Origin of the sequence: Pseudomonas sp. L7, assembly GCF_046605565.1 — a bacterium.
GTDB lineage: Bacteria > Pseudomonadota > Gammaproteobacteria > Pseudomonadales > Pseudomonadaceae > Aquipseudomonas > Aquipseudomonas wayambapalatensis.
This window is the reverse complement of the sequence record NZ_CP176784.1, coordinates 5325400-5337201: the sequence shown is the minus strand read 5'-3', so window position 1 is coordinate 5337201 and position 11802 is coordinate 5325400. Positions and strand designations below refer to the sequence as shown.

Below are 11802 nucleotides of genomic sequence, written 5' to 3'. Positions count from 1 at the left end.
GGTGCCATGCTCGCATCGGAGCTCAAAGCCTTCTACATGGTGGCCCGCCTGGGCAGCATCACGCTGGCGGCGAAGAAGCTTGGGCTCAGCCAGCCCACGGTGACCACGCAGATCCGCAACCTGGAGAGCCAGTACGCGGTCGAGCTGTTCTACCGGGGGGGCCGACGCCTGGTGCTGAGCGAGGAGGGCGCCAGGCTCCTGCCGCGGGTCAAGGCCTTGCTGCAGCAAGAGGCGGACATCGAGTTCGAACTGCGCAACAGCGGCCAGGCCCAGGGCAGCTTGCGGGTCGCGGCCACCGCGCCTTACTACATTCTCGACCTGGTGAAGGTGTTCCGCGAACGCCTGCCCCAGGTCGAGGTGGCGGTGGAGATCGGCAACTCGCAACAGGTGCTGGAGATGCTCGAGGAGTACCGGGTGGATATCGCTGCCTCGTCGCAGTTGGTCGAGGATGCGCGCCTGGTGCGCCGGGTGCTGGGCAGCGATCCGCTGGTCGTGGCCGTGCACCGCAGCCATCCGCTGGCGCAGCGTCAGGCAGTGGGCATCGAAGGCCTCGCCGGGCATTGCCTGTTGATGCGGGAACCGGGTTCGACCACGCGCAAGCTGACCGAGCAGATGATGCAGGAGGCCGGGGTGAAGGCCGGTGCGCTGTTGGAAATCGGCAGCCGCGAATCGATTCGCGAAGCGGTGCTGCGCAATATCGGCATCAGTGTCATTGCCCGCCATGAAGTGCCCCTGACCCCGGAGTTGCGGGTGCTGGCGCTGGAGGGTGCGCCGCTGATGCACGAGTACCTGTATTGCCTGAAGGAGCGGCGCCAGGCGCGCTTGCCGGCGGCGTTTCTTGGGGTAGCGCAGGAAGTGGCGGGGGCTCGGTTCTAGATTTCCTGTAGCTTGTTCGCGGTGCCATGCCTGTGTTCGCAGGCCCTCAACCAAAATCCGCCAATGCCACTATCACCTGCTTTGCCCTAATCGCCACAGAACCTTCGCACAGCCTTCCTAGCATGGCCCTCATCTCTTCGATGAGGCCCCGCCATGAACCACACCACTCCGGGCGCACACATGCACGTGCGCGGCATCCACAAGCGTTTCGGCGCGTTTACTGCGCTGAACGACGTGTCCCTGAACATTGCCGCCGGCGAGCTGGTCTGCCTGCTCGGCCCCTCCGGCTGCGGCAAGACCACCCTGCTGCGTTGCATCGCCGGCCTCGAACGCCAGGACCGTGGCTCGCTGTACATCGGCGAACGGGATATTTCCGATCTGCCGCCCCAGGCCCGTGACTACGGCATCCTGTTCCAGTCCTACGCGCTGTTCCCCAACCTCACCGTCGAAGCCAATATCGCTTATGGCCTGACGGATGGCAGCCGCGACCAGTCGCGTCAGCGCGTCGCCGAAATGCTCGAGCTGGTCGGCCTGGCCGGCAGCGAAAAGAAATATCCCAGCCAGCTCTCCGGTGGCCAGCAGCAGCGTGTGGCCCTGGCCCGTGCGCTGGCGCCAGCGCCGTCGGTGCTGTTGCTCGACGAGCCAATGTCGGCGCTGGATGCGCGGGTGCGCGAGCACTTGTGCACCGAGCTGCGCCAACTGCAGCGCAAGCTGGGCATCACCACGCTGATGGTTACCCACAACCAGGACGAGGCCATGCTGATGGCCGACCGCATCGCGGTGATGAATAACGGGCAGGTCGAGCAGTACGCCTCCCCGCAGGATATCTACGACCGGCCTGCCACACCGTTCGTTGCCGAGTTCGTCGGTCAGGGCAACTGGCTGCCGTTCCAGCGCCATGACGACAGCCACGCCCAGGTGGGCAGCATGAGCATGCGTCTGGCTCCGGGCGCGGCGAGTGCACGCAGTGGCCGGCTGTTCTGCCGCCCGGAGGCGATCATGGTCAATCCGGTGGTACACGAGGAGAACCTGTTTCCGGCCAAGGTGCGTGAGCTCACCTTTCTCGGCAACCGCTGCCGCATGAGCTTCGAGCTCAAGGCCTTGCCGGGGCACGCGTTGCTCGCGGAGCTGGCGCCCGAAGCCATGCCGCGCCTGGGCTCGCAGGATATCTGGGTGGCCCTGCCACCGCAGAGCCTGCAGGTGTTTGCCTGAGATGGCCGCGCCCATGAGCGTATCGCTGGCCGCCGTCAAGGCCGCACCAGGTGGTGGCATCGCCCTAGGTGATCGCCTGTTCGTGGTCGGTGGCAAGAGCCTGCTGTTGCTTCTGCTGCTGCTGGCCGTGCTGATGCCGCTGCTGGCCATCTTCTGGCGTGGTTTCAGCGGCGAGGCGGGGCAGGGCGGTGGCCTGCAGGCGGCTGCCGAGCTGTTTGCCAGCGACAACTTTCGCTGGCTGCTCGGCAACAGCCTGGCAGTGGCTTTCAGCGTGGCGCTGATCGTCGTGCCGCTGGCCTACGTGTTCGCCTATGCCCTGCAACGCACGCTGATCCCGGCCAAGGGCTTGTGGCGCGGGATTTCATTGCTGCCGCTGCTGGCGCCGTCGATGCTGCCGGCCATTGCGCTGGTCTACCTGTTCGGCAACCAGGGCCTGCTGCGTGCACTGCTGAGCGACAACATCTATGGCTTCTGGGGGATCGTGCTCGGCGAGGCGATCTACACCTTCCCGCATGCCCTGATGATCCTGCTGTCGGCGCTGTCGCTCGCCGATGCGAGGCTGTTCGACGCGGCCTTGAGCATGGGCGCAGGACCGTGGCGGGCCTTTTGCAGCATCACCTGGCCGGCCACGCGCCAAGCGGTGTTCGCCGCGTTCTGCCTGGTGTTCACCCTGACCATCACCGACTTTGGCGTGCCGGTGGTGGTCGGTGGCGACTATCAGGTGCTGGCACTGGAAGCCTACAAGGCGGTGGTCGGCCAACAGCAGTTCGGCCGTGGCGCCCTGATCGGCATGGTCCTGCTGGTGCCGGCGCTGCTCAGCTTCAGCGTCGATGCCTGGCTGCGCCGCCGCCAGGGCGAGGCGATGAGCGGGCGCGCGCAGGTATTCGAGCCCCAGCCTTCGCGTCGTCGCGATGCCTGCTTCCTGACCATCGTGGTGCTGGTCTGCGCAGCGCTGCTGGGGGTGATCGGCATGGCGGTGTATTCGTCGCTGGTCACCTTCTGGCCCTACAACCTGACGCTTTCGTTCAAGCACTACCTGTTCGACGAGACCGCTGGTGGCGGCTGGCTGGCCTACCGCAACAGCGTGACCATGGCCCTGTGCTGCGCCGTGATCGGCAGCGTGGTGATCTTTACCGGCACCTACCTGATGGAGAAAACCCAAGGCCAGCGCGTGCTCAACCAAGCCTTGCGCCTGCTCAGCTTCGTACCGATGGCGGTGCCAGGGCTCGTCCTGGGCCTGGGCTACGTGTTCTTCTTCAACCTCGCCGGCAACCCGCTGCATGTCTTCTACGGCAGCATGGCGTTGCTGGTGCTCTGCACCATCGCTCACTACCTGACCACCGCACAGATGACCGCAAGCACTGCGCTGCGCCAGCTCGATGGTGAGTTCGAAGCGGCTGCGCTGTCGCTCAAGGCGCCGCTGTACCGGCATTACCTGCGCGTCACCGTACCGATCTGCCTGCCTGCACTGCTGGATATCGTGCGCTACCTGTTCGTCTCCGGGATGACCACGGTGTCGGCGGCGATCTTCCTCTACAGCCCCGACACGATCCTGGCCGCCGTCGCCGTATTGAACATGGACGATGCCGGCAACGTTGGCGGTGCTGCGGCGATGTCCACCCTGATCCTGCTCACCAGCGCCACGGCCTCTCTGCTGCTGGCGGGGGCCTCGCGCGGTCTGTTGCGCCGCTCCCAGGCATGGCGCCAGCGCGCGCCCAAATCCTGATCCGACTCTCCACCTCATAAGGAGCTGCCTCATGTTCAAGCCACTTGCCCTTGTTGCTGCCGTATCTGCCGTGTTCAGCCTGCACGCCTCGGCGGCCGCCACCCAGCTGACCGTCTACACCGCCCTGGAAGCCGAGCAGCTCAAGAGCTACAAGCAGGCCTTCGAGAAGGCCAACCCGGATATCGAGATCAAATGGGTGCGGGACTCCACCGGCATCATCACCGCCAAGCTGCTGGCCGAGAAAGACCGCCCGCAGGCCGACGCCGTGTGGGGCCTGGCAGCCTCCAGCCTGGCCATCCTCGATCAGAACGGCATGCTCGATGCCTACGCGCCGAAAGACCTGGGCAAGATCGCACCGAATTACCGCGACGCCGCCAACCCGCCAGCCTGGGTGGGGATGGACGTGTGGGCCGCGACGATCTGTTTCAACACCATCGAGGCCGAGAAGCAGGGCCTGAGCAAGCCGGTGAGTTGGCAGGACCTGACCAAGCCCGAGTACAAGGGCAAGATCGTCATGCCCAACCCTGCCTCGTCCGGCACCGGCTTCCTGGATGTCAGTGCCTGGCTGCAGACCTTCGGCGAGCCCCAGGGCTGGGCCTACATGGACGCCCTGCACCAGAACATCGGGCAGTACGTCCATTCTGGTTCCAAGCCCTGCAAGCTGGCGGCGGCGGGCGAGTTCCCGATCGGCATCTCGTTCGAGTACCCGGCCGTGCAGCTCAAGCGCCAGGGTGCGCCGCTGGACATCGTGCTGCCCAAGGAAGGCCTGGGCTGGGAAATCGAGGCCACGGCGGTGATCAAGGGCACGCCTAAGGCTGACGCAGCCAAGCGCCTGGCGGATTTCTCGGCCAGCCCAGCGGCCATGGAGCTGTACAAGGACAACTTCGCCGTGCTGGCCGCGCCGGGCATCGCCAAGCCGCAGACCGAACTGCCGGCCGACTATGAGCAACGCCTGATCAAGAACGACTTTGCCTGGGCGTCGAAGCACCGCGACCAGATCCTGGCCGAATGGCGCAAGCGCTACGACGGCAAGTCGGAGAAGGTGGCACAGTAAGTAGCACTGCATTCAACAGGCCTATCCTCACGACGCCAGGACCCTACCGCGATGCCCACCTCAGCCCAGATCATCGACAACACCTTCGCCTTGTATGAGCGCCACGGCGCCGACGACTACATCGGCGAAGCCATCACCCAGATCGAGCACATGTCCCAGGCCGCGCAACTGGCCATGGCCGAAGGCTTCGACGACGAGGTCGTGCTCGCTGCGTTTTTCCACGACATCGGCCACCTCTGCGGCGGTGACGCCAGCATGGGTGGGTATGGTGTGGTCAGCCATGAGCGTATCGGCGCCGAGTATCTGCGCCGTTGTGGGTTCGGCGAACGCATGGCGCGGCTGGTGGAGTTCCACGTGGAGGCCAAGCGCTACCTGACCTTGCGCAAGCCGGGCTATTACCAGCGGCTGAGCGAGGCGAGCCGGCGCACCTTGGGTTACCAGGGGGGCGTGATGAGCGATGCCGAGGCCGATGCCTTCGAGCGCGACCCGCTGTTTGCGGTGAGCCTGCGCATGCGTGAGTGGGACGAGATGGCCAAGGAGGTCGGGGTGCCGGTGCTGGACATGGCGGTGTTGAAAGGGAAGGCGCTGGCCTTGATCTGAGATTGGGTGCACTCGTTAGCGCGTAGGAGCGGCGGTTCGGCGCCCCGACTTGCCCGCGAAAGGAACACCGCGATGCATGGCACCGGCTACGCCGGTGATCGCGGGACAAGCCCGCTCCCACCGGGGTTGGGCAGGCCTCAGATTTTTGAGCAAGACAGTTGCTCCTACAGAGGAGCGCTTCAGATCTGTGACACCAACGCCTCAAGCTGCTCCTGGCGCTCGGCCTGGTTCACTCGTGCGCCCGGATTGAGCGTCGACCACTGTGGATGCGCCCGCGCCTTGGTCAACGCCTCCGGCAATTTGCCCTCGCGCCAGGCCTTTTCATCCAGCTCGCCCAGCCGCACCCTGTCCTGTGCGGCATGGCCACGGCTGTCCAGTGCGAGCATCAGTTGCTGTTGGCGCAGCGCCAGCAAGCGCAGCACGCTGTCATCCACGGTCAGTTCACGCTGACCCTTGAGCTTGCCCAGCAACCGCGATCCGTAATTGCGCGCAGTTTGCAGTGCGCCGCCGGCAATGGCCCCCGCCAGCGCGGCAGCGCCAAGGGTCAGGCCGCCGACCAGCAGATCGACACCAGCCCCGGCCGCCGCGCCAGCGGCCACACCGCTGCCCAGACGTACGCCCAGCAGCTTCAGGGTTTCGGGGTTGAACAGGTCATCGCCCCAGCGACCATCCAGCAACGGCAGGTCGCCGGCATTGGCATCCTCACGGCGGAACGCATAGAGCTTGAGCAGCGCCTCGACACAACGTTGTTCGCGCTGGCGCACATCCTGGCGCAGCGCCTCGATGGCCTTGGCTTCAGCGGCAGGCTCTGCCTCGACGCTGCGTCGGCAGGCGGCACAGTCGAGCAGCAGCTCGGCGATCAGGCGCTTGCCGCTGTGCTGGCGGGCCTGGCGCTGGGCCTGCTGGTCGTCGATCAAGCGCTGCAGGGCGGGGCGGGATTTCTCCAGTAGCAGGGCAAGGCTTTCGTAGAGGCGGCGCTCGCCGTCCTCGGGCGGGGCCACGCTGTCGAACCGCACCAGCGCATGCAGTCCCAGGCGGGCCAGGGCCTCACGCCACTCCGGCTCGCGGTGCTGGCTGCTGGCGACGAAGTTGAGTACCGGTAGCAACGGCTTGCCGCAACTGGCGAGCACCTCCAGTTCATCACGGTACTTGGCCAGCACCGGCTCGCGTGCGTCGATCACGTAAAGACCGGCATTGCTCGCCTGCAACTGGCGCAGCACCTTGGCTTCCTGTTCGAAACGCTGGCGTGCCTCGCTGCCCTGGAGAAAACGTTCCAGGCGGGCTGGGCCGTCGAGACGTTCACCGGGACGCTCCAGGCGCTCCAGATAGTCGAGCAAGGCGATGGCGTCCTCCAGGCCGGGGGTATCGTAGAGCTCGAGCAGGGGCTCGCCCTCCACCGACAGCCGCGCGCCTTCGACATGGCGGGTAGTGCTGGGGCGATGGGAGACCTCACCGAAGCCGACATCACGGGTGAGGGTGCGCAGCAGCGAAGTCTTGCCGACGTTGGTGTGGCCGACCACGGCCAGCTTGAGCGGATCAGTCATGGCCATGCTCCAGCCAGGTCAGGGGCGAGGTGTCGGCGTGGGGCAGGCCGAGGCGATCGAGGGCTTCGTGCCAGTCGCCCAGGCGGGCGGCGTCCAGTGCCTGGCCAGGCAAGGCCTGGAGCAACCAGATGCGTGTGGCGCCTGCGTTGCGCGCGAGTTCGGCGAGCAACGCCAGGCTGCCACGATCAGGCGAGCGGCGCGGATCGCAGGCGATGGCCAGGCGCGCCGGAGGAAAGCGGCTGAGCTGCTCGAGCAGTTTGTTGCGCGATTCGCGGCTGTCGAGCACACCGGCGTTAGTCACCGTGGGCGGCAGCTTGGGCGGCCAGTTGCGCTGGTCGTCCAGCTCCAGGCCCACCAGCAGGGCGCCGCTGCTGCCGGTTTCCAGCTGGCCGGCCTCGAACTGCGGCAGGTGCTCGGGGGCGGCGTCCTGGACACCGATGCGCTCGCTGCGTGGCATCAGCGCTTCACGCAGATGGGCATGGCCTGGCAGGCTGAGGTCCAGGGCGAGTTGCCTGCGGCCCTGGCGCCAGCGCCACAGGCACAGGATGGCCAGCAGCAGACGTGGCAGCAGGCCGTACACCAGCACCACGCCGAGCAGCCAGCTGGCCCAGGCCTGACGGGCGATGTCCAGGCTCGGCAAAGTCGCGCCGCTGGCGCGGATCATGCTTTCGTCGGGAATGCTGAAACCCAGCAGCGAGGGCAGGGCGCCGAGGGCGTTGGTCAGGGCGATGAAGGGTTCGGCGGCGAGCAGGGTGGTCTCCCAGACGAAGCCGTAACGTCGGGTCGCCAGCAGCGCCAGCAGCATGCCCAGCGCCGCGCTCATCGCCAGCAGCCACAGGCCATGCACCAGCAGGCCGAGCAGCCAGCGATTGAGGCGCTTGCGCTGCAGCAGCACCAGCAGGGCGGGGGCCAGGTGCGCGGCCTTGGCATCACGGGCGAAGCGTTCGCTGAGCCATAGCCAGAGCCGGCCCAAGGCCGCGCCCTGCTCGCCCGCGAAGAGAAAGCCCAGGGCCCAGCCGATCAGCATCACCAGGTTCAGGCCCAGCAGGCTGCCCAGCGCCCAGAACACATTCACCGGGCGTTGGCCGTCACCCAGCGCCGCGAGACCGAGGCCCGCGCCGCTGAGTACGGCGATGATCATCAGGGCCAGCAGGGCCAGGCGTGCCCCCTGCTTCCAGTGGCGCAGGGCCTGGGTCATGCCGTCGCGCTCGGCCAGCCACAGTGCGCGATGCTCGATGCGTGTCGCCAGGTCGCCGCCTTGCTGGCGCGCGCGGCGGTTGGCTTCCTGGTCTTCCAGGGGCCCGGCGTGTTCTTCGCGCAGGCGCACCGCTTCGGTGAGCCAGCGTTTGTCCAGTTCGGTCGGTGCAGTCACAAGGTCTTCCATTGCACGGGTCGAGGTCCAAGCATAACCCACGTGCCGGGTGCTATCCTCGCTGGCATGAACACATCACTCCCCCTCAGCCTGATCGCGGCGCTCGCCGAGAACCGCGTGATCGGCATCGACAACTCCATGCCCTGGCACCTGCCGGGGGACTTCAAGTACTTCAAGGCCACCACCCTGGGCAAGCCGATCATCATGGGGCGCAAGACCTGGGATTCGCTCGGGCGACCGCTGCCAGGGCGCTTGAACATCGTCGTCAGCCGCCAGCCCGGGTTGACGCTGGCAGGCGCCGAGGTATTCGCCTCGCTGGACGTGGCAGTGGCGCGTGCCGAGCAGTGGGCGCGCGAGCACGGGGTTGATGAGCTGATGCTGATCGGCGGGGCGCAGCTCTACGGGCAGGCGCTGGAGAAGGGGCTGGTGAGCCGGATGTACCTGACGCGGGTGGAGCTGGCGCCTGAAGGGGATGCCTGGTTCCCGGCGTTCGACGCGGCGCAGTGGGCGCTGGTATCGACCGAACGGCAGGTCGAGGAAGGCAAGCCGGTGTATCACTTCGAGGTGTGGGATAAGCGATAGAGCCTGTCCTGTGGGAGCGGGTGAGCCCGCCCCCACGAATGCCCGACAAGTGTCGGTCAGGAGTGACTCAGCTCGGCATGCTCGTCCCCGGCCAGTACTTGCTGGTCGGTCTGCTTGAGCAGTTGACTGGTCACCACGCCTGCGGTCATCGAGCCATTCACGTTCAACGCGGTGCGGCCCATGTCGATCAGCGGCTCGACCGAGATCAGCAGCGCCACCAGCTCGACCGGCAGGCCCATGGCCGGCAGCACGATCAGCGCGGCGAAGGTCGCGCCGCCTCCGACCCCGGCAACCCCTGCCGAGCTCAGGGTGACGATGGCTACCAGGGTCGCGATCCACAGTGGATCGAAGGTGTCGATGCCCACGGCCGGCGCCACCATCACCGCCAGCATTGCCGGATACAGGCCGGCGCAGCCGTTCTGGCCGATGGTCGCGCCGAATGATGCGCTGAAGCTGGCGATCGACTGTGGCACGCCCAGGCGGCGCGTCTGCGCCTCTATGTTCAGCGGGATGCTGGCGGCGCTGGAGCGGCTGGTGAAGGCAAAGGTCAGCACCGGCCAGACTTTGCGGAAGAAGCGCAGCGGGCTGACGCCAGTGAACGCCAGGATCACCCCGTGCACCACGAACATCAGCCCCAGGCCGATGTACGACACCACCACGAAGCTGCCCAGCTTGAGGATGTCATCGAGGTTCGAGCTGGCCACCACCTTGGTCATCAGCGCCAGGACGCCATAAGGCGTGAGCTTCATCACCAGGCGCACCAGGCGCATGACCCAGGCCTGCAGCACGTCGATGGCCGACAGGGCGCGCTCGCCCTTGTCCTTGTCGTCCTTGATCAGTTGCAGGGCAGCAAGGCCGAGGAACACGGCGAAGATCACCACGCTGATGATCGAGGTCGGCTTGGCCCGGGCCAGGTCGCCCACCGGGTTGCTGGGGATGAACGACAGCAGTAGTTGCGGGATGTTGAGGTCGGCGACCTTGCCTGCGTAGTCGCTGTTGATGGCCTGCAGGCGCGCGGTTTCCTGGACGCCTGCGACCAGGCCCTCGGCACTGAGGCCGAACAGGTTGGTCAGGGCGATGCCGATCAGTGCGGCAATGGCTGTGGTCAGCAGCAGGGTGCCGATGCTCAGCACGCTGATCCGGCCAAGGGCCGAGGCGTTGTGCAGACGTGCCACCGCGCTGAGGATCGAGGCGAAGATCAGCGGCATGACGATCATCTGCAGCAAGCCGACATAGCCGTTGCCGACCAGGTCGAGCCAGGCGATGGTCGCCTTGAGCACCGGATGACCTGCGCCGTACAGGCTGTGCAGCACCAGGCCGAACAGGACGCCCAGCACCAGGCCAAGCAGCACTTTTTTCGCCAGGCTCCAGTCGGTGCGACGGGTTTGCGCCAGGCCCAGCAGCAGGGCCAGGAACGCCAGCAGGTTGAGGGAAAGCGGCAGGTTCATTGAAGCTCCGTGAAGCAAAAGTAGGAATCGCCTCTGTGAGCGATTGCGAACGGAAATGCTAACAGTCTGAAAACAAACGAATTTATATCTAAATGTAATTTAGATAGTCGCTTATGGAATAACGGGCTGTCGCGGTTGGCAATGAACATGCCGTTTCGGGCTCTTTCGAGGTCGGTGCCAGACGTCTGCCTGTCATGCAGGCGGTCTAGGCTTGAGCGGCCATGTCTCTGGAGAACGCACATGATGTCTGCTCCGAAACTCCTCGCGGGCGGTCTCGCCCTACTGCTCAGTGCCAGCACCTGGGCGGCTACCGAACTCAAGCACTGGCCCGCCGAGGCCGCAAAACAGCTCGACACGATGATCGCTGCCAATGCCCACAAGGGTAACTACGCGGTCTTCGACATGGACAACACCAGCTATCGCTACGACCTTGAGGAAGCGCTGCTGCCGTTCATGGAGAACAAGGGCCTGCTGACCCGCGACAAGCTCGATCCTTCGCTGAAGCTGATCCCGTTCAAGGATACCGCCGAGCACAAGGAGAGCCTGTTCAGCTACTACTATCGCCTGTGCGAAATCGATGACATGGTCTGCTACCCCTGGGTGGCGCAGGTGTTCTCGGGCTTCACGCTCAAGGAACTGAAGGTTCAGGTCGATGAGCTGATGGCTTCGAACAAGCCGGTTCCCAGCACCTACTTCGAAGGCGATCAGGTCAAGAGTATCGAGGTGCAGCCGCCGAAGGTCTTCACCGGCCAGGCCGAGCTGTACAACAAGCTGATGGAGAACGGCATCGAGGTCTACGTGATCTCGGCCGCGTCCGAGGAGCTGGTGCGCATGGTCGCGTCCGATCCCAAGTATGGCTACAACGTCAAGCCGCAGAACGTGATCGGCGTCAGCCTGCTGCTCAAGGACCGCGCCAGCGGCGCGCTGACCACGGCGCGCAAGCAGATCAGCGAAGGCCACTATGATGCCAAGGCCAACGAGGGCCTGGAGTTGACGCCCTATCTGTGGACACCCGCCACCTGGATGGCTGGCAAGCAGGCAGCCATCCTGACCTACATCGATGAGTGGAAGCGACCGGTGCTGGTAGGCGGCGATACGCCGACCAGCGACGGCTACATGCAGTTTCATGGGGTCGACGTGGGCAAGGGCGGCATCCACCTGTGGATAAACCGCAAGGCCAAGTACATGGACCAACTGAACGGAATGATCGCCAAGCATGCGGCGGCGCAGGCGAAGGAAGGGTTGCCGGTGACGGCGGACAAGAACTGGGTGATCGTGACGCCGGAGCAGATTCAGTAAGCGTTGTAGCGCCTATGCCGGCCTCTTCGCGGGCAAGTCGGGGCGCCGAACCGCCGCTCCTACAGGGTGACCACCCCTCCTGTGGGAGC

Annotated in this window: 10 protein-coding genes; 7 read left to right on the top strand and 3 right to left on the bottom strand. The window is 65.6% G+C overall.

What is annotated here, in order from left to right; translation table 11 throughout:
- Positions 1 to 6: 6 nt before the first annotated feature.
- The 5 genes from ACK3BK_RS24345 (at position 7) to ACK3BK_RS24325 (ending at position 5468) form a co-directional block, all read left to right on the top strand.
- Entirely contained in the window at positions 7 to 876 is an 870-nt protein-coding gene (locus ACK3BK_RS24345; protein WP_186710672.1) for a LysR family transcriptional regulator, read from the top strand.
- A gap of 153 nt (positions 877 to 1029) precedes the next feature.
- On the top strand, positions 1030 to 2088 hold the full coding sequence (locus tag ACK3BK_RS24340) for a putative 2-aminoethylphosphonate ABC transporter ATP-binding protein (protein WP_411383475.1): 1059 nt from the start codon (positions 1030 to 1032) through the stop codon (positions 2086 to 2088).
- Between the two features lies 1 nt (position 2089).
- Positions 2090 to 3814 (top strand): putative 2-aminoethylphosphonate ABC transporter permease subunit, encoded by a 1725-nt coding sequence (locus tag ACK3BK_RS24335; protein WP_411383474.1) that lies wholly within the window; start codon positions 2090 to 2092, stop codon positions 3812 to 3814.
- 31 nt (positions 3815 to 3845) lie between these two features.
- On the top strand, positions 3846 to 4868 hold the full coding sequence (locus ACK3BK_RS24330) for a putative 2-aminoethylphosphonate ABC transporter substrate-binding protein (protein WP_186665542.1): 1023 nt from the start codon (positions 3846 to 3848) through the stop codon (positions 4866 to 4868).
- 51 nt (positions 4869 to 4919) lie between these two features.
- Positions 4920 to 5468: a phosphonate degradation HD-domain oxygenase gene (locus ACK3BK_RS24325; protein ID WP_288376429.1), complete on the top strand. Its 549-nt coding sequence runs from the start codon at positions 4920 to 4922 to the stop codon at positions 5466 to 5468.
- 179 nt (positions 5469 to 5647) lie between these two features.
- Here the strand turns inward: ACK3BK_RS24325 and ACK3BK_RS24320 are convergent, their stop codons facing one another.
- On the bottom strand, positions 5648 to 7012 hold the full coding sequence (locus tag ACK3BK_RS24320; protein WP_411383473.1) for a GTPase/DUF3482 domain-containing protein: 1365 nt from the start codon (positions 7010 to 7012) through the stop codon (positions 5648 to 5650).
- On the bottom strand, positions 7005 to 8396 hold the full coding sequence (locus tag ACK3BK_RS24315) for a DUF2868 domain-containing protein (protein WP_411383472.1): 1392 nt from the start codon (positions 8394 to 8396) through the stop codon (positions 7005 to 7007). The genes ACK3BK_RS24320 and ACK3BK_RS24315 overlap by 8 nt, the downstream gene beginning before the upstream one ends.
- 54 nt (positions 8397 to 8450) lie before the next feature.
- On the opposite strand from ACK3BK_RS24315, the gene ACK3BK_RS24310 reads away from it, so the two are divergent.
- Positions 8451 to 8966 (top strand): dihydrofolate reductase, encoded by a 516-nt coding sequence (locus ACK3BK_RS24310; RefSeq protein WP_411383471.1) that lies wholly within the window; start codon positions 8451 to 8453, stop codon positions 8964 to 8966.
- Positions 8967 to 9022: 56 nt separating this feature from the next.
- On the opposite strand, the gene ACK3BK_RS24305 is transcribed toward ACK3BK_RS24310, so the two are convergent.
- Positions 9023 to 10414 carry an L-cystine transporter gene (locus ACK3BK_RS24305; protein WP_186665552.1) on the bottom strand — a complete coding sequence of 464 codons (1392 nt, stop codon included), beginning with the start codon at positions 10412 to 10414 and terminating at the stop codon, positions 9023 to 9025.
- Positions 10415 to 10657: 243 nt separating this feature from the next.
- Here ACK3BK_RS24305 and ACK3BK_RS24300 point away from each other — a divergent pair, with 243 nt between their 5' ends.
- Positions 10658 to 11713, top strand: a complete 1056-nt coding sequence (locus tag ACK3BK_RS24300; protein ID WP_202883555.1) for a haloacid dehalogenase-like hydrolase — start codon at positions 10658 to 10660, stop codon at positions 11711 to 11713.
- The last annotated feature ends 89 nt before the right edge of the window (positions 11714 to 11802 follow it).

Coding starts and splice junctions, on each gene's coding strand:
- ACK3BK_RS24345 (WP_186710672.1), top strand. CDS start 7: ATGCTCGCATCGGAGCTCAAAGCCTTCTACATGGTGGCCCGCCTGGGC.
- ACK3BK_RS24340 (WP_411383475.1), top strand. CDS start 1,030: ATGAACCACACCACTCCGGGCGCACACATGCACGTGCGCGGCATCCAC.
- ACK3BK_RS24335 (WP_411383474.1), top strand. CDS start 2,090: ATGGCCGCGCCCATGAGCGTATCGCTGGCCGCCGTCAAGGCCGCACCA.
- ACK3BK_RS24330 (WP_186665542.1), top strand. CDS start 3,846: ATGTTCAAGCCACTTGCCCTTGTTGCTGCCGTATCTGCCGTGTTCAGC.
- ACK3BK_RS24325 (WP_288376429.1), top strand. CDS start 4,920: ATGCCCACCTCAGCCCAGATCATCGACAACACCTTCGCCTTGTATGAG.
- ACK3BK_RS24320 (WP_411383473.1), bottom strand. CDS start 7,012: ATGACTGATCCGCTCAAGCTGGCCGTGGTCGGCCACACCAACGTCGGC.
- ACK3BK_RS24315 (WP_411383472.1), bottom strand. CDS start 8,396: ATGGAAGACCTTGTGACTGCACCGACCGAACTGGACAAACGCTGGCTC.
- ACK3BK_RS24310 (WP_411383471.1), top strand. CDS start 8,451: ATGAACACATCACTCCCCCTCAGCCTGATCGCGGCGCTCGCCGAGAAC.
- ACK3BK_RS24305 (WP_186665552.1), bottom strand. CDS start 10,414: ATGAACCTGCCGCTTTCCCTCAACCTGCTGGCGTTCCTGGCCCTGCTG.
- ACK3BK_RS24300 (WP_202883555.1), top strand. CDS start 10,658: ATGTCTGCTCCGAAACTCCTCGCGGGCGGTCTCGCCCTACTGCTCAGT.